The sequence below is a fragment of the Thiorhodococcus minor genome, assembly GCF_010820565.1.
In the GTDB taxonomy this organism is placed as follows: Bacteria; Pseudomonadota; Gammaproteobacteria; order Chromatiales; family Chromatiaceae; genus Thiorhodococcus; species Thiorhodococcus minor.
On the sequence record NZ_JAAIJQ010000032.1, the window covers coordinates 37,574 to 57,115 of the forward strand.

The following is a 19,542-nucleotide window of genomic DNA, read 5'->3' on the forward strand; positions in this document are numbered from 1 at the left end:
GGCGGCTGGCTGGGCTTGCTAGCGCCGAGGATCAAGCGTGCCCTTCGGGCGAACGCCCCGCCTTCTCAACCTCCTCCTCGGAGGGTTTCACGCCCTCGTCAGCCGATTCAGGCTCCTCTTTCTCTGACGCCTCAGCCGTCTCGCAGACGTCTGCCAGATGGTGCTCCTCGCCAAAGTCTTCGAGCATGGAGTCCACCTCGGGCAGCACATCCGCGAACTCGACCCCATAGATCTCCCAGATGGAGATCAGCAGCGAGGCGATCAGCGGACCGATGAAGAGTCCCGCCAGACCGAACATGAAGATGCCGCCCAGGGTGCTGAAGAAGATCATCAGCTCGTGCATCTTAGTGTCCTTACCCACCAGGATCGGGCGCAGGACATTGTCCAGACTGCCCACCACCAGACCGCAGAACGCCCCTAGCGCGACTCCGGTAAAGACATTGCCTTGGGCGATGAGGATGATGACCGCCGGAATCCAGACCAGCGCCGCACCGACGTTGGGGATCACCGACAGAACGGCCATCACCGTGCCCCAGAACACCGAGTTGTCGATCCCGGCGACCGCGAAGGCGATCCCCGCCAAGGTGCCCTGGAGAAGCCCGATGAGCAGCGAGCCCTTGAGGGTCGCCCGCGTCACCGAAGTGAACTTCTCGAGCATCAGGCGCTCGTCGCTCGTCTTCAGCGGCAGGTAGTAGAGGATGCGCTCGATCAGCTGAGGACCGTCCATCTGCAGGAAGTACATGCTGTAGAGCAGCACGAACGCCATGAAGATGAAATTGAAGGTCCCGAGTGTCGCCGACGAGACCCAGTCCACGATGACCTTACTCAGCAAGCTGGCCGCATCTCCCGCCTGCTGCAAGATGAGGTCGCGATGCTCGAGCACCTGGTCGTAGAACGGCAGATGCTGCAGATGGGCCATGAGGCTGGCGGGGTCCTGCAGCGCCCCCTTGAGCCAAACAGAGAGCAGCTCGCTGACATCGAGCGCCTGCCCGATGAGCACCGCGATGAGCATGGCGGTCGGGAGAAGCACGACGAAGGCCATGATCAAGAGGGTCAGCAGTGAGGCCAGATGCTTGTTGCAGCCCAGCGCGCGCCGCAGCCGGACGAAGAGCGGCCGCGCCAAGGCGCTGAAGAGTCCGGCAAGAAAGAGCGCCATGAGGAACTGCTGGATCATGGCGAGAAAGAGCGCCGAGATCCCGAGCGTCATCACCAGGACGACGACCTTGTTCACGGTGTCTTGGCTCATGTTCGACATAGAGATCCACACTCCTCGACCGACTCAGCACGATGACCGGGAGTGTATCTCAAAGCGGGGAGGCTGCCGCCAGCGGACAGCAGGTGCACCTAGATTCGGCGATTAGAACCGCAAAGGCACGAAGGACACGAAGGACACGAAGGACACGAAGAAAAACAGAGGCTTGGATTGCCACGTCGCTTCACCCTCTGGGTGAGCATGGCTTCGCAGACAAGGTGTTGAAATCCTTTGCGCTCTTTGTGCTCTTTGTGCCCTTTGTGGTTCAACTGGTCTTTTCGGGGTGAGGGATGGCTTGCCGGCGCGAGCCCTCGGCAAGCCGCAGCACCGCAGGAGCGGTGCTGCGAGGGCGTATCCTCTTATGGACGCCCCGAATCAGTGCCCACCACCCTTGAGCGCGGTGTTCATGCCCTCGATGGTGTCCTTGGCGTCACCGAACACCAGGTAGGTGTTGTCTTGGTAGAAGAGCAGGTTGTCCACGCCAGAGTAGCCAGGCCGCATCGAGCGCTTGAGGAAGTAGACCTGGCGGGCCTTGCCCGCTTCTAGGATGGGCATGCCGTAGATCGGACTGGTCGGATCTTCCTTCGCGGCTGGATTGACCACGTCGTTCGCGCCGACGACCAAGACCACGTCGGTGCCTGGGAACTCCGAATTGATCTCGTCCATCTCCAGCACCTGATCATAGGGAATATCCGCCTCGGCGAGCAGCACGTTCATGTGGCCAGGCATGCGCCCAGCGACGGGGTGGATGGCGAACTTGACCTCCACGCCGCGCGCGTTGAGCAGCTCCATCATCTCCTTGAGGGCATGCTGCGCCTGGGCGACGGCCATGCCGTAGCCGGGCACGATGATGACCTTGCCGGCGTCCTCCATCCAGTAGACGGCATCTTCGACAGCCGCCGACTTGACGCCCTTCTCCGCCGCCTGAGCGCCCGCGCTGTCCGCCGAGCCGCCGTCCGATCCGAAGCCGCCGAAGACCACGTTGATGATGGAGCGGTTCATCGCCTTGCACATGATGAAGGAGAGGATGGCGCCCGAGCAGCCGACCAGCGCACCCACGATGATGAGCAGGTTGTTGTGCAGGGTGAACCCCGTCGCCGCCGCCGCCCAGCCCGAGTAGCTGTTGAGCATGGAGATGATGACGGGCATGTCCGCACCGCCGATCGGGATGATCAGGGTCACGCCGATGACCAGCGCCAGGATGGTCATGAGGAAGAGCGACCACAGGCTGCCCGTCATGGCGAAATGCACGGCCAGCGCGATGGTCGCCAGGCCAATGAGGGCGTTCAGCAGGTGCTGGCCGGTGAACTTGACCGGCGCGCCGCTCAGCAGCCCCTGCAGCTTGCCGAAGGCGATCACTGAGCCCGTGAAGGTGATGGCGCCGATGACCACGCCGGCCGAGATCTCGCCCATGAGCACGGGATTGAGCAGTCCGGCGGACGCTTTGTGGAAAAAGGTACCGATGCCGACCAGCACGGCCGCGAGACCCACGAAGCTGTGCAAGGCCGCGACCAGCTGCGGCATGGCGGTCATCTGAATCCGCATTGCCACGATGCTGCCGATCACAGCGCCGCCGGCGAGTCCCGCAATGATGAAGCCGTAGGACTGCACCTCGCGGCCCAGCAAGGTCGCAACCACTGCAATCAGCATGCCGAGCATGCCGTAGAGGTTGCCGCGCCGCGCCGTCGCGGGATGGGTCAGTCCCTTGAGACCGAGAATGAAGAGGACGGCGGAGGCCAGATAGGCCAGCGCCTGTTGATTGACTGAGAAATCCATCGCGAGCCGTCCTTACTTCTTTTTCTTGAACATCGAGAGCATTCGGTGCGTCACCAGGAAGCCACCGAAGACATTGATGGAGGCCAGCAGCACGGCCAGGAAGCCGATGAGCTGAACCAAGACCCCGGCCTCGGGATCGCCCGCGACCAGCATGGCGCCGACCAGCACGATGCCGGAAATGGCATTGGTCAGAGCGACCAAGGGGGTGTGCAGCGAAGGCGTGACCCCCCAAATCACCCAGTAGCCGATGAAACAGGCGAGGACGAAGACGTATAAGGCGACGAGCGAGGGATCGAGTGCCTCGGGCATGTGCTTAGCTCCTGAATGCGTAGCTTGTGCGCGCCGCGTGCCTTGCCTTGACGGCCGATCGCGGGCGCTGCTTGTGTCTTGTAACGAAGGAGGCGATCAGCCCGCGGGACGCATGAGCATGGCCGCGGTGATCTCGTCCGCCTCCAAATCCTTGAGCTCGGGACCAGACTCGCCGGAAGCGATCATGATCTCGATGAGGTTGAGCAGATTGCGGGCATAGAAGGCGCTCGCGTCCGCCGGGACCAGCGCCGGATAGTTGGTCAGCCCGACGATGGTCACGCCGTGGCGCTCGACGATCTCGTCCGCGACGGTGAGCGGGCAGTTGCCGCCGCTGGCCGCGGCCAGATCGACGATCACGGAGCCCGGCCGCATCCGCTGAACGACCGCCTCGGTCACCAGCACGGGTGCCGGCCGGCATGGGATGAGCGCCGTGGTGACGATGACATGCGCCTTGGCAAGCTCATCGCCGAGCGCTGCCTGCTGGCGCGCCTTGGCCTCCTCCGAGAGCTCCTTGGCATAGCCGCCCTCCCCCGCGCCGCTCTCGCCCAGGTCGAGATCGATGGGCTTGGCGCCAAGCGACAGGATCTGCTCGCGCGTCTCCGGCCGGACGTCATAGGCGTAAACGTCGGCGCCCAGACGACGCGCCGTGGCAATGGCCTGCAGACCAGCCACGCCAGCGCCCAGTACGACGACACGGGCCGGCTTCGCCGAGCCGGCCGAGGTCATCATCATGGGAAAGAATCTACCGTAGCGGGCCGCCGCCTCCAGCGTCGCCCGATAGCCGCCGATGTTGCTCTGGGAGGACAGCACATCCATCGACTGCGCGCGCGAGGTCCGCGGCATGCGCTCCAGCGCGAGCACGCGCATCCCCTTCGCGAGCATGGACGGCACCAGATCGTCATCCCCGCAGGACTCGAGCAAGCCCAGGTAGATGCCGTCTGGACGCATGGCCTCGACATCCGCGGAATCCGGCCGGCGGACCTTCAGCAGCAGGTCGACATCATAGGCGCCGGCGCGATCCGTCAGCTGGGCACCGGCCTGCTCATAGTCGCCGTCCGGATAGCCGGCGCGGGCGCCGGCCCCGGATTCGACGAGGACCTCGAGCCCCTTGCCGGCCAGCTTCTTGACGACGTCCGGCGTCGAAGCGACGCGCGTCTCGCCTGGGCGCGTCTCCAAAGGAATTCCGATCTTCATACTGAGCTTCGCCCCGTGCTTGGATGCTCCCGCCCCTAGGCGGCAAAATCCGCGCATTATCATTGGCTGCCTTGATGATGGCAACCTGCTAGGCAAATACTCCTTGGGTGATTTCCGGGAAACAGATTCCCCGTAGGATGGGCAAAGCGCAGCGTGCCCATCGTCCAGGCGCCTGAGCGACCTGGGTGGGCACGCCCCACAAACGTCTTCCCCATGCGCGCCGGCCTGCCAGGGGCTTTGCCCATCCTACTGGAGGCGCTGCTCTGGGTAGGATCATTTCAGGAAATCACCTTAGGGACCTGGAGCCAAGGGAGTCGCTCCGCCTAGCCTGATTGTGACGCCCGCTCGCAGCGGCGCCCGGCCCGATCCGCGGGCTGCGCGACGGCGGTGCAGCACCGCTTGCCCTTGGATTCATGCCATCTGGAGGTTGCGGTCGGCTCCAGGCTGAGGGTGCCAGAGTACTCGCGGACGAAAAGACCGATATCGGGCCCACTCAGCCGGCCATCGCCCGAGATCGGTTCTAATCTGTCTTGGTGCCACGGGTCTGTATGGATGCCACAGGCGCCGAAGACGCTTTGCGGTTTTCGGAAACCGCCCAGCAATGATTTCCCGAGTCCGATGGTACTGGCTCGAAAACCGCGCCGCCGCCCATGATACAAAGGGAAGTCAATGACGTACCGTCACGCAGGACGTGCCTATGACGCCTTTGGCCTCTGCAACTTCGATCGGCATGAGCAGTATGAAGAGACGCCCCCTGGATCGACATCTCCGGAGCCCAGGAGACTCGGGCTGCAAGCAGGCTTTGGACGCCCTGGCATCGGCTGTCATCGCCGAGGGTGTCCGCGTCAGGACCAAGGCCGCCGACCCAGCCGGCATGCGTCGATGTTGCTGATAGAGACTTGGATATCGCCCTCTGCCGGCTGCGCCTTAGATAGGGCTCCTTGGGGCGGCCGCCGTCCCTGGCGCCTGTGCCGCACGAGACAGCTCGGGAGCAAACGGACGTGAGACATCGCGGGCGATCGCTCCGGCCTGACGCGACCGACCGGCGCTTGCGATGGCGTCCCCGCAGCGCGCGCCCCGAGCTGATGGTGCTGACCATCGGTCTGATCCTGAGCATCGGGCTGTCCTGGCTCGCCTGGCGCTGGGAGCTTCGGGCATGGGAGACGGAGGTCCAGGACCGGGTCGAGGTGTACGCGGAAACCCTCAGATCCGGCTTGCAGCATCTGGTCGAAGATGCGGCGGTGCTGGCCCACTTCTACGCGGCCTCGGATGAGATCGCTGCCGAGACGTTTTCCCGCTTCGTCCGCCCCTTTCTGTCGCGCCATCCCATGCTGCAAGCGATGGAATGGGCGCCACGCGTGAGCGACCGAGAGCGGGCGAGGTTCGAAGCCATGGCGCGCGCCGAAGGCCTGGCCGATTTCGCCATTCGCGAGCAGCGCGACGGCCGCCTACAGCCAGCGAGGCCGCGCCAGGCCTACTTTCCGGTCCTCCGCGTCGAGCCACTCCTTGGCAACGAGCCCGCCATCGGCTTCGATCTCGCGTCCGAGCCGAGCCGCCGGGCCGCACTCCAGGCCGCCTGCGCGAGTGGTCAGCCGACAGCGACCGCCCCACTGACCTTGGTACAGGAGACGGGCAGGCAGCGCGGCGTCGTGCTCTTTGCGCCGCATTACAGCCGCGCGCTCCAAGAGATCCCCGCAGCCGAGCGGTGTCGGCACCTGCTCGGCTTCGCGGTCGTTGTGCTGCGGCTGGGAGACGTCGTCGAGACCCTGCTCGCCCAGATGCCGGATCGCGGTCTCGATCTGCTGCTCTATGACGCCATGCCCCCAGGCGACGCCGGGCTCCTCTACGCGGCGGACTCCGATCTCCCCGCAGTCCAGCAACCGACCACTCCGCCGACCTCGGCGCCTGCCTCGCAGGCGACCCACGTGGTCGCGTTCGACCTTGCTGGTCGCAGGCTCTTGCTCCAAGGCACATCGGCGCGCGCCTTCCCGGCCACCGTGGTCAACCCACCCGCCGTGCTCCTGCTGTGCCTCCTCATCACGGCCGCCTCCTCCGCGCTCGTACGCGCTCGACGCCAGGCCGCGCAGACGCGGCGAAGCAGCGAAGAGCGCATGCGCCTGGCGACGGATGCCGCCGAGCTCGGGCTCTGGGACTGGGATCTCACCACCGGGCGGGTCGTCTGGTCCGGCCATCACGAGCGGCTGTGGGGCTTCGAGCAGGGCCAGTTCGATGGCTCGGTCGCTGGCTTCGCAAGCCGCCTCCACCCAGACGACCGGCCAAGGGTCAAGGATGCGCTGGCACGCTCCCAGGCGCAGGGACTGCGCTTTTCCGAGGAATTTCGTGTCATCTGGCCCGACGGCAGCGTGCGCTGGATACTCGGACGTGGCGAGACCTTCCGGGACACGGCAGGCCGGGGTGTCCGCATGGCAGGCACGGCCATGGAGATTACGGCGCGCAAACAGGCCGAGGCCTCACTGCAAGAGCGCAAAGAGCGGCTGCGACTCCTGATCGAGCATGCCCCGGCCGCCCTCGCCATGCTCGACCGCGACATGCGCTATCTCGCCTGCAGCCGGCGCTGGCGGACGGATTACGGCCTGACGCAGGCCGAGCTCATCGGGCACTCTCACTATGAGGACCTCCCGGAGATCCCAGAGGCGTGGAAGAAGATTCACCAGCGCGGCCTCGCGGGAGAGACGATCCGCTCGGACGGCGAGCCCTTCACGCGCGCCGACGGCCGGGTCCAATGGATACGCTGGGAGGTCTGCCCGTGGCACGACGCCAGTGGTGCCGTCGCCGGAATCGGCCTATTCACCGAAGACATCACCGCGCTGAAGGAGGCCGAGCTGCATCTGCGCCGCTACCAGCAGATCGTCGAAAACTCCAATGAGAACCTCGCCTTCTTGGACCGGGGGCTGCGCTTTCAGGTCGCCAATCCCGCCTATGCCGCGCTGAGCCAGAGCGCGCCCGAGGAGCTGCGCGGCCGCCACCTAAGCGATGTCGTCGGCGAGGAGCTCTTCGCGCGGATCGCGCCGGAGCTGGAGGCCGCGCTGGCCGGAGAGCATCGGCACTTCTCCTTCGAGACCCTCGCCCCTGAGGGCCGGCGCCACTCTTTCGAAGTCGACTACGAGCCTTTTTGGCTCGATGGCGAAGTCGCCGGTTTGGTGGTCAGCCTGCACGATGTCACCGAGGCCCGGGAAGCCCAGCACGCCCTCGAGGTCGAGCGCGCGCAGCTCGAAGAGCGCGTGGCGGCAGGCACCGCCGAGCTGCGTCGCTCCGAGGCCAAGCTGCGCACCATCTTCGACCTGCTGCCGATCGGCATTTCCATCACGGACCCGAACGGCCAGCTCGTCGACTGCAATCAAGCGGCGGAGCGCCTGCTCGGTCTGACCCGCGATGAGCACGTCCAGCGGACCTATGACCCACCCGAGTGGGAGCTGGTGCGCCCGGACGGGAGCCCCATGCCCGCGGAGGAATATGCCAGTGCGCTTGCGCTGCACCAGGGCCGCCGGGTCCGCGATGTCGAAATGGGCATCGTCCATCCACAGGGCGTCGTCTGGCTCTCGGTCAGCGCCATGCCGACCCGGCACCCCGAGTACGGGGTCGTCATCGCCTTTGTGGACATCACCGAGCGCAAGCGGGCCGAGACTCAGCTGCGTGCGCTCACCGAGCGTCTGCAGCTCGCTACCGAGGCCGGCGGCGTCGGCGTTTGGGAATGGGAGACGGGCTCAGATCGACTGATCTGGGATGAGCGCATGTACGCGCTCTACGGGCTAAGGGAAACGGAATTCCAGGGTGCCTATTCGGCCTGGACCCAGGGGCTGCACCCGGAGGATGCCGCCAAGGCCCAGGCCGACCTGGAGCAGGCGCTCACCGACGACACGCCTTTCAGCTCGGAGTTTCGGGTGCGCTGGCCAGACGGCACAGTGCGCTGGATCGCGGCCTTCGGCAAGGTGCTTCGCGACGCCGGCGGTCGGCCCGAGCGCGTCATCGGGGTCAATTGGGACATCACCGCCCACAAGGACGCAGAGGCCGCACAGAAGGCGATCGAGCGCACACTGGACAGGGAGCGGCAGCGGCTGCAGAACGTGATCGACGGCACCCGCGTCGGCACCTGGGAGTGGAATGTCCAAACCGGAGCACTGACGCTCAACGCGCGCTGGGCGGAGATCGTCGGCTACCGGCTCGGCGAGCTCGAGCCCATCTCGATCAAGACCTGGCTCGAGCTCGCCCATCCAGACGACCTTGTGGTTTCCGACCAGAGGCTCAAGGCGCACTTCTCCAAGCAGACCCCCTTCTACGAGAGCGAGGCGCGCATGCGCCACAAGGACGGGCACTGGGTGTGGGTGGCCGGTCGTGGCACCGTCACGACTTGGACGGCCGATGGGCAGCCCCGACTCATGTCCGGCACCCATCAGGACATCACCGAGCGCAAGGCGACCGAAGCCGCCCTGCTTGCGAGCGAGGCCCGCGCCCGCGCTATCATCGACGCCTCGCCGATCCCCTTCGCCATCAACGAGGCGTCGGAGCGGATCACCTACCTGAATCCGGCCTTCACCCGAACCTTCGGCTACACCCTGGATGACATCCCCACCCGAGAGCAATGGTGGCCTCTCGCCTATCCGGATCCGAATTATCGCCGCTGGGTCATGGCCGCCTGGCTGGGACGTCTCGAGCAAAGCGCGCTCACCGGCGAGCCCTTCGTCCCGCTCGAGGTCAAGATCCACACCAAGAACGGCCACAGGCTGACAGTCCTGACCAGTGCCACCGAGCTCGGCGACTCCTTCGAAGACCTCCATTTGGTCAGTCTCTACGACGTCACCGAGCTACAGGAGGCGCGTGAGCAGGCGGAGCTGGCGGCGAAGGCCAAGACGACCTTCCTGGCCCACATGAGCCACGAGATTCGCACACCGATGAACGGCATCTTGGGCCTTGCCGAGATCGCGCTGCACAGAAGGCTGGCTCCCGAGGTGCGCGAGGACCTGAGCCAGATCCGCCACTCCGCCAACTCGCTGCTGGGGATCCTCAACGATATCCTCGACCAAGCCAAGATCGACGCAGGCCAGCTGCGCCTGGAAGTCACGCTGTTCGATCTCGAGGCCCTGATGGAGACCCTGCGCGCCCTATTCGAGGAAAGCGCAGCGGCCAAGGGACTGACGCTCAGGATCGCCGCCGAGCCAGGGGTCCCGCGCATTCTCCACGGTGACGCCCTGCGCCTGCAGCAGGTGCTCTCGAACCTGCTCAGCAATGCCATCAAGTTCACCGAGCGAGGCAGCGTCGAGCTCCACGTCGGCCTGCTCGACGCCGAAGATTCCTGGGTCGTGCTGCGCTGGAGCGTTCAGGACACCGGGATCGGAATCGACGCACCAACCATGGCACGCCTCTTCCAGCCCTTCAGCCAGGGTGACGACTCCATTGCACGCCGCTTCGGCGGCACCGGCCTGGGGCTGAGCATCAGCCGCGACCTCATCGGGCTGATGGGAGGACGACTGGAGCCCGCGAGTCGCCCCGGACAGGGCAGCGAATTCGCCTTCGAGCTGAGGCTGCAGCGCGGCCCGGACATCCCCATCGCCGAAAAGGCACCGCCCGCCCCAGGTCAGAGCTACCGAGGCGCACGGATCCTGGTCGCCGAGGATCAGGCCATCAACCGGCGAGTCATCGGGGACATGCTGCGCATCATCGGCGCCGAGCACAGCCTGGCGCGCGATGGCGCGGAAGCCCTGGAGATGCTGGCCGAGGGCGGCTACGACGCCGTGCTGATGGACATCCAGATGCCCCGCATGGATGGTCTGACCGCGACACGCAAGTTGCGCGAGAATAGGACCTGGACTGGGCTGCCGGTCATCGCCTTGACCGCCGGGGTCACCGAGGCCGAGCGCGAGCAGATCGCGGCCGCCGGGCTCAACGACCTGCTGCCCAAGCCGGTGACCCTGGAGGCCCTCAGGACCATGCTCGGACGCTGGCTGCTTGAAAGGTCAGTTGCCGAGGGCCAGACTGCGGCAGCCGCTTCGACAGCGACTGACAGCGAGGCGCCGCCGGCGGGCGATTCCAGGCTCGCCGGCTTCGATCTCGCGCCGCTGGCGCAGATCGCCGGCGGCGCACGCCAGGTGACGGAGCGGCTGCGCCAGTTCGCCGACACCGTCCGCGATGACAGTGAGATCATCGGCGGGGCCTTGGCCGACGGCGAGAAGGAGAAGGCGGCACAAATGCTGCATCGGCTCAAAGGGCTCGCCGGGACCGTCGGCGCGACCCATCTCTTCGCGGCCACAGCGGCGCTCGAAACGGCCCTCCAGCAGGAGCTGGATCCGCAAACGGCCCTGGCGCGCTTCCGCGCGGCGCATGCGGCGGCGCTGGATCGGATCGCCGCACTGCCGCCGCCTTGCGAGCCCGCCGCGAGCACGCCAGAGCTGGGATCGCCGCAGGCAGTGGCGCCCCTGGCCGAAGAGATCCATGATCGGCTGACCGATGGCCTCTTCGTGCCGGCCGACCTGCTGGCCGCCCTCGAGGCGGCCCTACCGAGCGACAACCGCCCCTTGTCGCTCGCTATCAAGCGTCGCTTGCAGCACTTCGACTACCATGCTGCAGAGCAGCTCCTGAAGCCGCTCCGGCGCCCTGGACAACAAGACTCGGAGGCCTAGTGCAATGCCGAACGATCGCGCGGTCGTCTTGATCGTCGATGACCAGCCGCTCAACCTCCAGCAGCTCGCCGAAGTGCTTGATCCCGACTATCGGGTCAAGGTCGCCACCAATGGCCAGCAGGCCTTGGAGCTGGCAGGCCGGGTCCCTTATCCAGAGGTCATCCTGCTCGACGTCATGATGCCCGAGATGGATGGCTATGCCGTCTGCAAGGCCCTCAAGGCCGCCCCCCTGACCGCCGACACCCCGGTCATCTTCATCACCGCCAAGACAGATGCCGCGAGCGAGAGCGCCGCGCTCGAGGCCGGCGCGGTGGATTTCATCCACAAGCCGATCAACCCCGAGGTGGTCCGCGCGCGCGTGCGCGTTCAGCATGAGCTGGCCCAATACCGTCATCACCTCGAAGAGCTGGTGCACGCCCGCACCCAGGAGCTGGCTCAGGCAAGCGATGCCGCGGAGAGCGCCAATCGCGCCAAGACGGCCTTCCTGCACAATGCCAGTCATGAGATGCGCACGCCGCTCCACCACATCATGGGCATGACGCATGTGCTGCACACGGCGCTTCCCGAGGCCAGCGATCAGACGCGACTCGAGACGATCAGCCAGGCCGCGCAAATCCTCCTCCGCCTGGTGACCAACCTGCTCGAATACACGCGCCTCGAGGCGGGCGAGCTGGTGCTCCAGAATCAGACCTTCGACGTCAGAACCCTGCTCGCGGAGGTCGTCATGGAGCGACAGGAGTCCGCGGCGGAAAAGGGGCTGCGGCTATTGATCTCGGTCGATTCCAGTATCCCGAGCACCCTGATCGGCGACTCCGGGCAACTGCATCAGGTCCTCCTGCATCTGCTCGACAATGCCTTGAAGTTCTCCGATCAAGGCGTCGTCCAGACGCGGGCCTATACCGGAGAGCGAAGCGGCCAGCGCCTAAAGCTGCATTTCGAGGTGAACGATCAAGGGAGCGGGATCGAGCCAGCCATCGCGCAGCGGCTCTTCCAGCCCTTCGAGCCTGGCGACGAGTCCATCACGCGGCAGCGCCCCGGACTCGGTCTGGGACTTGCGCTCTGCCAGCGCCTGGTCGATCTCATGTCGGGCGAGATCAATGTCGAGAGCCGCTCCGCACGCGGAACCAGCGTCGCCTTCTGGGTCCCGGTCAAGATCGCGGCGGAGCCCCCAGAGGAGCGCAGGGAGGAGCCCTCGGAGGAGAGCTGACCGCTCGCGCAGGAGCCGGCTTGCGGGCAAAGCGCTCGGCACCGGGCGCGCCATGGGCGACGGCACCTCAGAGATGTCGCCCGTGATCCAGGCGGGAAGTGAGCGATGGGTGATCACTCAGGCGATTTCGGTCGATTCTCATACCATCTGGCTTGTCTTGACGCCCGCATTCTGGATCGCGCAAACAGTCGCATCGCTCGGCGATGGTCCTGCCGGCGCTCCTTGAAGGCAGACCTCGATCCGGCGCCACCTGGTATACGAGCTTCCGGCAATCGCCTAATAGGGATTCACGGCCGGGTAGTCACGAATCACGGCGGTCGGATCGACCGGCGGCGGCGAGAGCATGGGATCGGCCAAGGGCCAGGGATCCGGCAGCGCCTCGCGCTCGAGTGCGGCCAGATCCTCCTCGATCAGGTCGATGATGGCTGGCGGCGCTCCCCAGAGCGCCGCGGACAGCATCTCACGCAGCTGGGCGAGCGCCTCGTCGTAACGCCCGGCGCCGGCCAGCGCCAGGGCGCGCACACGCTGCCACTGTGGGCCTGGCCGGGTCCGCATGCCCTCCTCCGCGACCCGCAGAGCCCTGTCCGGGTCGCGTTGACCCGGATCTGGTCCGGCCGCCAGCAGACAGCCCAAGGCGTAGGCGGCCTGGGGACCCTGGGGTGCGCTCCCATAGAGGGCGCTCAAGTCGTCGAGGGCAGCCGCGACCGCCTCCGCGCTCGCCCCCGCGGCCCGGAATCTGGCGATCAGCCGCAGCCAGCCCGCTGGGGCCAGCTCAGGCTCGATCGCGAGGGCGGCCTCGTAGCGCTCGGCCGCGCTTGCCCACTGCTCGGCGTCGAAATCGAGCCCCGCCAGATAATAGAGTGCGCCCGCCTGCCGTGGGTCAGTCTTCAGCGCCTGGCGGAGCAGGCTGCGCGCGGCGTCCCTGTCTGCTCGGCTCAGCGCGAGGACACCCAGCAGCAAATGCCCTAGTGGCTCATCCGGGTCCAGCTCCACCGCAAGCTTCAGCTCGGGCTCGGCCGCCTCCGGCTCGCCGCTGAGATAGAGGGCGCGGGCAAAACTGATCCGCGCGGCGGCGTTGTTCGGCGCCACCTTGAGTCCCTCGGCGAAGAGCCGGGCCGCCTCTGCATAATCGCCCTGGCGCACTTCCTCCAGGCCCCGCTCGAACGCCGGGATCGAGCGGCGCGCGACGCGCTTCATTTCAGCAATCCGAGGATCCTGGGGCGCCGGGATGATCATTTCGAATTGCGCGAGGTGGCTGCGTGCCAGGGCGTCTTCACCAAGGGCGCGATAGGCCTGCGCGAGCGGGTAGTGCGTCCCGAGCGCCTTGGGATCCAGCGCCAAGGCGCGGGTCAGTCGCGCGACAGCATCCGTGTAGCGCCGCTCGAGCAGCGCGATCTGTCCCAGATAGTAGTCGGCGGCCGCCGCCAGGCCCGGGATCTCGGCGACGGGCTCCAGGAGCGCGCGCGCCTCGCCCAGCTCGCTGAGATCCAGGAGCACGCGGCCCAAATAGACGTCCAACGGCCGATAGTCGGGATCGAGCGCCTGGGCGCGTCGCAGATCCTGGAGGGCAAGGTCGGTGTTGCCAGACAGCATGGCCATGTAGCCGGAATAGTAGGGCCAGTGAAAGGCCTCGGGCTGGAGCTGCGCCGCATTGCGCAGCGCCGCATCGGCTGGGTTTTCGACCTCCAGCAGCAGAAGCAAAACGCCGAGCCGCCCGTAGGCGTCCGCCAGCGCCTTGGCGTCCGCGCCCTCCGGCCCCTGTGCCAGCAGTGCGGCAACCTCATCGCGCGCCTGTCGAATGGCCTTCTGCATCAGCGGCTCGGCACCGCTGATGTCACCCTCCACCACGGGCCGGAGCTGATCTTGCCAGACGGCGGCCAGCGCGCTGAGCGCATCGGCCTGGGCGGGACCCGAGGCGAGCATCAGCAAGCAACCGAAGATGACCGACCTGTAAAGCGCGATTCGACCTAAGGGATTACCCATCAATCACTTTCCCCCTGTATCACGGGCGGGGTCGCTGAGAGGCTCTCTGACGATTGCCATCACCCGTGCTGTAGGGGCGAATTCATTCGCCCTCTCGCCAGCGCCAAGGGCGACTAGAGTCGCCCCTTGAGGTTTCTCAAACGGCCTCTGAGGTGTCTTCGCAGCATGCGTCGCCCGCAAGCGGGCTCCTACACGAGCCTCGCCGCCTTAGGAGCCCGCTCGGGGGCGACGCAGCCGTTTTCGATCCGGCACCGCCGACATCGGGAAACCATCGCTGGGCGGCTTCTGAGGCGAAAGGCTCCTGCGACAAGACCGCGGCCCAGGTCACGAGCCCTCTCCGGATTGGTCTGGCATAGCGACCTGGGGCTGCTCGACGGTCACTAGGGTATCGACCCGAGGCGACATCAGCTCCTGCACCTGACCCTCCGGCCAGGTGATTCTGAGACGCTCGACATGGTCGGCCGCACCAAGGCCGAAGGTGACGACGGGCTCGACGGCCGACAGATAGCCGCGCGCGGAGACCAGATCGCGAATCCGCGTCACGCCGTCAACCGTCAGCTCCAGGCGCGCGCCCAGCGCATCCGTATTGGGCGCGCGCCCGACGAGCTTCACGCGCAGCCAGTGGTGCCCGCTGCGCTGGTCGTTGCGGAGCAAGGCGGGCCGCCGGCCATTCTGGGTGATGAGCAGATCCAGGTCGCCGTCGCCATCGATGTCGGCGTAGCTGACCCCGCGCCCGACCATGGGCGCCATGAGGTCGCCCGCATCCGTCACGGCCAGGAAGCGCCCGGGACAGGCATGGCCGCAGTTCCAGAACAGCAAGGGCGGCTGGGCGTAGTGCTGGCTCTGCTGGACCTTGTTGATCTCATGCTCCAAGTGGCCGTTGGCCAGGAGAAGGTCCAGCCGGCCGTCCAGGTCGTAGTCGAGGAAGACGACACCAAAGGTCAGCGGGATGCGCGAGGCAGGCCCCATGCCTTCGAGAACGGCCTCGTCTACGAGCGGAGTCCGCCCATCAGCGGTCACGAAGAGCGAGGCCATCTCATTGGCGAAATTGCCGATGGCGATGCCGACATCCTGGTCGTCCCGGAAATGGGCGGCGTCCACACCCATGGCCGAGGTCGCCTTGCCGTTGCGGTCGTAGGCGATCCCCTCGAAGACGCCGACCTCCTCGAAACTCCCATTCCCGAGGTTGCGAAAGAGGAAATTGCGGACCGTGTCGTTGACCACGACCAGATCCAGCCAGCCGTCCTGATCGTAATCCACGGGCACCACGCCCAAGCCCTTGCCCACGGGGTTGCTGGAGACCGGATCGGTCACCCGGATACCTGAGGTCTCGGTGACATCCGTGAAGCGTCCGTTGCCCTCGTTGCGGTAGAGCCTGTTGTCGGTGCCGACGAAGTTGACCGGCGCGCCATAGGCTCGACCGAGGCCGGTGAGGCGGAAGTCGATGGCGAGGTCGGTCTCGCGCGACCACTTGACGTAGTTGACGACGAAGAGATCCAGATCGCCGTCCTTGTCATAGTCCAGGAAGGCGGCGCTGCTACTCCAGGTGTCGGCCCCGCCGACAGCGGCCTGCCCGGTCACGTCCTCGAAATGGCCCTGGTCGTTGCGAAGCAGATGATTGGTCTCCAGGGTGGTCAGATAGACGTCCTCCCAGCCATCGTCATCATAGTCGCCGATGGCCACGCCCATCCCGTAGGCAACGAGCGCGAGACCGGCCTGCTCGGTCACGTCCGCGAAGTGTCCAGTGCCATCGTTGGCGTAAAGTGCTTGCGTGGGCTGCGGCTTGCCCTCCAAGTGGCCAGCCCAGCGGCGCGAATTCACCAGGAGCAGATCCTGGTCGCCGTCGCGGTCGTAGTCGAAGAAGGCCGCGCCGCTGCCGATGGTCTCAGGCATCAGGCGCTCGCCATAGGCCCCGCTGACATGCACGAAGTCGATACCTGCGGCCGCCGTGATGTCGGTGAAGCGCACATCTGGTGGCTCGCTCGGCGCGGGGGCTGGGATCGGCGTCTCGATCCGCGCCTCTTCGACCGGCTCCCTCTCCGGGGCGCGGCTGAGCAGGAGATAGGCCGCACCGGCAAGGAGGGCGGCGCTAGCAATGACCGCTGACGAGAGGATGAAGGCGCGGCGGATGCGTGCCTCGCCGCGACTGATCGAAGACTTCGAGCTCGGCGTCATGGCGTCCTCCACGGCTGGGACGAATCGCGATTCTTGGTGCCTGCCACGCGGCCGGGCTGGGGGTCCGCGGCGACGGCCGACTCCTGCTGGCGCTGCAAGTCGTAGATGGCAACCGCCTCGGCCGCGTGGTCGGCGGCAGGCACGCGGCTCCGATGGAGGCTGACGGCGCGCTCCACGGCGTTGTCGTCGATGCGGTAGACATCGTGCAAACGGCGATGCTCAGCCGCCGACGCGGACTCACCCAGCTCCGTAAGAACCAGACTCAGATTGTGGTGGGTCGCGGCGTTCTCCGGGTCCTCACGCAAGGCCCGCTCGAGCCAATGACGGGCGCGCTGCAGAAATGCCATCCGCGTCTGCCGGCGCTGGGGGCCGCGCTCCTGGCGGGCGCGCTCGTAGAGGGTGCGGCCGAGCTCGGTCAGCATGCGGTAGTCGCGCGCGAAGTCGAAGCCACGCTCCCGAGCCGCGTTGAAGCGCGTCTCCGCGAGCGCCTCCAAGGTTGCGATGGCGGCATCCAGCTGACCCAGGTCGCGGTCGATCAGTGCGGTGAGCCAGGCCAGCACCCAAGGCGGAGCCGGCGGCTCGAAAGCCGCTGCCCGCCCCAGCGCCGCGCCCGCCTCCTCCAGACGCCCTTCCTGATAGAGGACACGGGCCAGGTTCAGCGCTCCGTCGGGGCGACCCAGCGCCTCGACCTGGGCGAAGGCCTCGGCGGCCTGGCGGCTTTCGCCACGCTTGCCCTCCCTCAGCAAACCGATGCCATAGTCGTTCCAGCGCTCCCAGGCGGGGATGGGGCTTTGCTGTCGAGCGACCTGGTGAGAGCCGTCGATCGGCAGCGTCAGTCGGTCCTCGGCCATGGTCACGATGGGGAGCCGATTGCCTGCGAAGGCATCGCCTTCGACGAAGCGCAGGAAGCGGGAGTCGAACTTGCGGTAGCGCAGCGCCGCCTCGATGCTGATCGGACCCTGGGCATCCGGCGGCACAATTAAGGCGTAATGCACGACCGCCGCGGCACCCGGCGGGATCTGATGGTCGTAGAGGGCAACGAAGATATCCTGGGCGTTGCGGCGCTCGATTCGATTGCCGTCCCGGTCCAACAGATAGGCGTTCACGAAATAGGCCCAATCGTCCACGGCGCCTTGGTGGCCGAGCGCCCCGGAGCGACCGATGACGCGCTCGCCGCTGCTGACCCTGACATCCAGCCACAGCTCGTTGGAGTCCACTGTACCTTGGGTCAGGTGGTGACCCACTCCGATGGTCCGGATGACCACTTCCAGGAGATAGCGCTTGCCTGGCTCGAGGTCAGGCAGATCGGGACGCAGAGGCGCGTGCAGCCGGCCCTCAATGCTGCCGCCCTCCTTGATGCCGAAGAGGTCCACCCTGGCCGCTCGGCGCAGCATCTCGACCCGCGCGGGGTTGCCCTCCTCCGCCGCGCCCAGCATTTCCGGCACTGCCGTATTGGCTGCGGCGAAGCGATGACCGTGCACCACCCGCTTCCCATCGCCAGCAAGGTCGCGGGCCGCGGGATCGGAGGACGGCTGCAGCGGCATATGACAGTCACTGCAAGCGCGAACGGCCTGGGCCGGATAGTAGAAGCTGTCGACCCGATGCCCGGAGACACCGCTCATGAGGAAGCTGTCGTAGTGATTCTGCCCGCGCAGCCAGCGATAGCGATTCAAGGCGAAGGGCAGATGCACCTTATGGCAGCTCGAGCAAAACTCCGCGCTCCGATGCACGGGCTTGAGCATGGTCTCCTTGTGGAAGGCAGGCTTGGCCTTGATCAGCTGGCGATTGACGGCCCGGAGCAAGGGCGAGTCGCTGAGCGCGAAGGGATACCGTTGCGGGTCCTCGAAACGGTAGGCGCCATTGCCCAGCGGGGAATCGACCGCCGTGATGGCATGACAGCCGAGACAGGTGATCCCGGCGGCGCCCGTCGGATCTGTGTCCGGAGCGAAATCCGCCCGGTCGAAGCGTCCCGAGAAGAGCGGCACCTGGTCGTGGCAGGTCGCACAGAGGCGCGCGGCCTGCGTATGCCCGTCGCGCTCGATCAGCGAGGCGCGCAGCTCGTCGATGCTGGCGCGATAGGCCGGATTGTTGAACGAGCTCATCGCATGCATGCCCTGCGCGTGATCGGCCGCGATAGCGCCGTGACACTCGGCGCAGACCGCGTCCTGCATCAGATGCTCGGGCGGAATCGGCTCCAGCTGCGAAAGCTCGGTCAAGGCGGGTAAGTAAGCGCGCAAGCGCTCCGGCTCCTGTGCCCCGGCTGTGAGGTGCAAGGCGAGTGCGCCCCCTGCAATCCCGCAGGCCGCCACCGCCCAAGCGGCGCCGGGTCGCCAATCGAGACGTGGACCAGCCAGCCGATGCAGGACGAAGAGCCAGACGGCAGCCAGCGGCATAAGCACATGGATCCAATAGGCCCAGCGCCGCACCAGCGGATCATTGACCTCGAAAAAGCCGAAACGGGTCAGCAGAATGCCAGACGCAAAGACGGCCACCAGACTCAGCAGCAGAGCCAGCCCGGCCCGCACGGCATAGCGGTTCGGCCGGCGCCAAGCCCGCCTCAGGTGGAGGCCGGCAAAGGCAAGCACCGGAAGCAGGGTGATGAGCCCGAGCGCCAGATGCCCCAGGAACATCAAGAGATAGAGCCGGTTCTGCAGGATACGGCCGGTCGCAAGCTCGCTCAGGGTCACGGCGACCAAATAGAGCGAGCTGATCAGGAGCAGCCCCAGCAGCAGGCCGACAAGCCAAAGCAGCTTGCGGAGTGCGGGCGTAACGACGGGCTGGAGGAGAATCTCGGGCGCGCGGGAAGAGCTCATCAACCGACCCTCAACGACCTAGAAACCGCACGCCGATCAATGAAACCAGCGTGCTCAGCCATCGAGTGTAGCCCGGCTTAGCAGAATGCCAACTGAGAGCGGCAAAGCCAGCCTCATGGGGCTTAGCCCACTCGGCACCCAGGCCCGGTCGGGTGAATCGGCTCGACTACCTCATCCGGGCCGGACGCATCACAGGTG

At 66.4% G+C, this 19,542-nt stretch carries 9 protein-coding genes; 2 read left to right on the forward strand and 7 right to left on the reverse strand.

Annotated elements, in window-relative coordinates; all coding sequences use genetic code 11:
• Nucleotides 1-31: 31 nt before the first annotated feature.
• The 4 genes from G3446_RS12375 to G3446_RS12390 form a co-directional block, all read right to left on the reverse strand.
• Nucleotides 32-1,246 (reverse strand): AI-2E family transporter, encoded by a 1,215-nt coding sequence (locus tag G3446_RS12375; RefSeq protein WP_164453144.1) that lies wholly within the window; start codon nucleotides 1,244-1,246, stop codon nucleotides 32-34.
• Between the two features lie 381 nt (nucleotides 1,247-1,627).
• Entirely contained in the window at nucleotides 1,628-3,028 is a 1,401-nt protein-coding gene (locus G3446_RS12380) for an NAD(P)(+) transhydrogenase (Re/Si-specific) subunit beta (protein WP_164453145.1), read from the reverse strand.
• Between the two features lie 12 nt (nucleotides 3,029-3,040).
• Entirely contained in the window at nucleotides 3,041-3,337 is a 297-nt protein-coding gene (locus G3446_RS12385) for a proton-translocating transhydrogenase family protein (RefSeq protein WP_164453146.1), read from the reverse strand.
• A 96-nt stretch (nucleotides 3,338-3,433) separates the two neighbouring features.
• Nucleotides 3,434-4,531 carry a Re/Si-specific NAD(P)(+) transhydrogenase subunit alpha gene (locus G3446_RS12390; protein ID WP_164453147.1) on the reverse strand — a complete coding sequence of 366 codons (1,098 nt, stop codon included), beginning with the start codon at nucleotides 4,529-4,531 and terminating at the stop codon, nucleotides 3,434-3,436.
• 1,049 nt (nucleotides 4,532-5,580) lie between these two features.
• On the opposite strand from G3446_RS12390, the gene G3446_RS12395 reads away from it, so the two are divergent.
• Together G3446_RS12395 and G3446_RS12400 are read left to right on the forward strand one after the other, a co-directional pair.
• Entirely contained in the window at nucleotides 5,581-11,166 is a 5,586-nt protein-coding gene (locus G3446_RS12395) for a PAS domain S-box protein (protein ID WP_164453148.1), read from the forward strand.
• 4 nt (nucleotides 11,167-11,170) lie between these two features.
• A complete protein-coding gene (locus tag G3446_RS12400) occupies nucleotides 11,171-12,373 on the forward strand; it encodes a hybrid sensor histidine kinase/response regulator (RefSeq protein WP_164453149.1) in 1,203 nt (400 codons plus the stop codon).
• Between the two features lie 276 nt (nucleotides 12,374-12,649).
• Here G3446_RS12400 and G3446_RS12405 read toward each other — a convergent pair whose 3' ends face one another.
• From G3446_RS12405 to G3446_RS12415, 3 genes are all read right to left on the reverse strand, one after another.
• Nucleotides 12,650-14,356: a tetratricopeptide repeat protein gene (locus tag G3446_RS12405; RefSeq protein WP_164453150.1), complete on the reverse strand. Its 1,707-nt coding sequence runs from the start codon at nucleotides 14,354-14,356 to the stop codon at nucleotides 12,650-12,652.
• A 324-nt stretch (nucleotides 14,357-14,680) separates the two neighbouring features.
• Nucleotides 14,681-16,531: a CRTAC1 family protein gene (locus tag G3446_RS12410; RefSeq protein WP_164453151.1), complete on the reverse strand. Its 1,851-nt coding sequence runs from the start codon at nucleotides 16,529-16,531 to the stop codon at nucleotides 14,681-14,683.
• Nucleotides 16,528-19,344, reverse strand: coding sequence for a tetratricopeptide repeat protein (locus G3446_RS12415; protein WP_164453152.1), 2,817 nt, complete (start codon nucleotides 19,342-19,344; stop codon nucleotides 16,528-16,530). Before G3446_RS12415 ends, G3446_RS12410 begins: the two co-directional genes overlap by 4 nt.
• Nucleotides 19,345-19,542: the final 198 nt, after the last annotated feature.

What these genes read in the sequence shown, in the direction of transcription:
- G3446_RS12375 (WP_164453144.1), bottom strand. Translation starts at nt 1,246, where the DNA reads ATGAGCCAAGACACCGTGAACAAGGTCGTCGTCCTGGTGATGACGCTC.
- G3446_RS12380 (WP_164453145.1), bottom strand. Translation starts at nt 3,028, where the DNA reads ATGGATTTCTCAGTCAATCAACAGGCGCTGGCCTATCTGGCCTCCGCC.
- G3446_RS12385 (WP_164453146.1), bottom strand. Translation starts at nt 3,337, where the DNA reads ATGCCCGAGGCACTCGATCCCTCGCTCGTCGCCTTATACGTCTTCGTC.
- G3446_RS12390 (WP_164453147.1), bottom strand. Translation starts at nt 4,531, where the DNA reads ATGAAGATCGGAATTCCTTTGGAGACGCGCCCAGGCGAGACGCGCGTC.
- G3446_RS12400 (WP_164453149.1), top strand. Translation starts at nt 11,171, where the DNA reads ATGCCGAACGATCGCGCGGTCGTCTTGATCGTCGATGACCAGCCGCTC.
- G3446_RS12405 (WP_164453150.1), bottom strand. Translation starts at nt 14,356, where the DNA reads ATGGGTAATCCCTTAGGTCGAATCGCGCTTTACAGGTCGGTCATCTTC.
- G3446_RS12410 (WP_164453151.1), bottom strand. Translation starts at nt 16,531, where the DNA reads ATGACGCCGAGCTCGAAGTCTTCGATCAGTCGCGGCGAGGCACGCATC.
- G3446_RS12415 (WP_164453152.1), bottom strand. Translation starts at nt 19,344, where the DNA reads ATGAGCTCTTCCCGCGCGCCCGAGATTCTCCTCCAGCCCGTCGTTACG.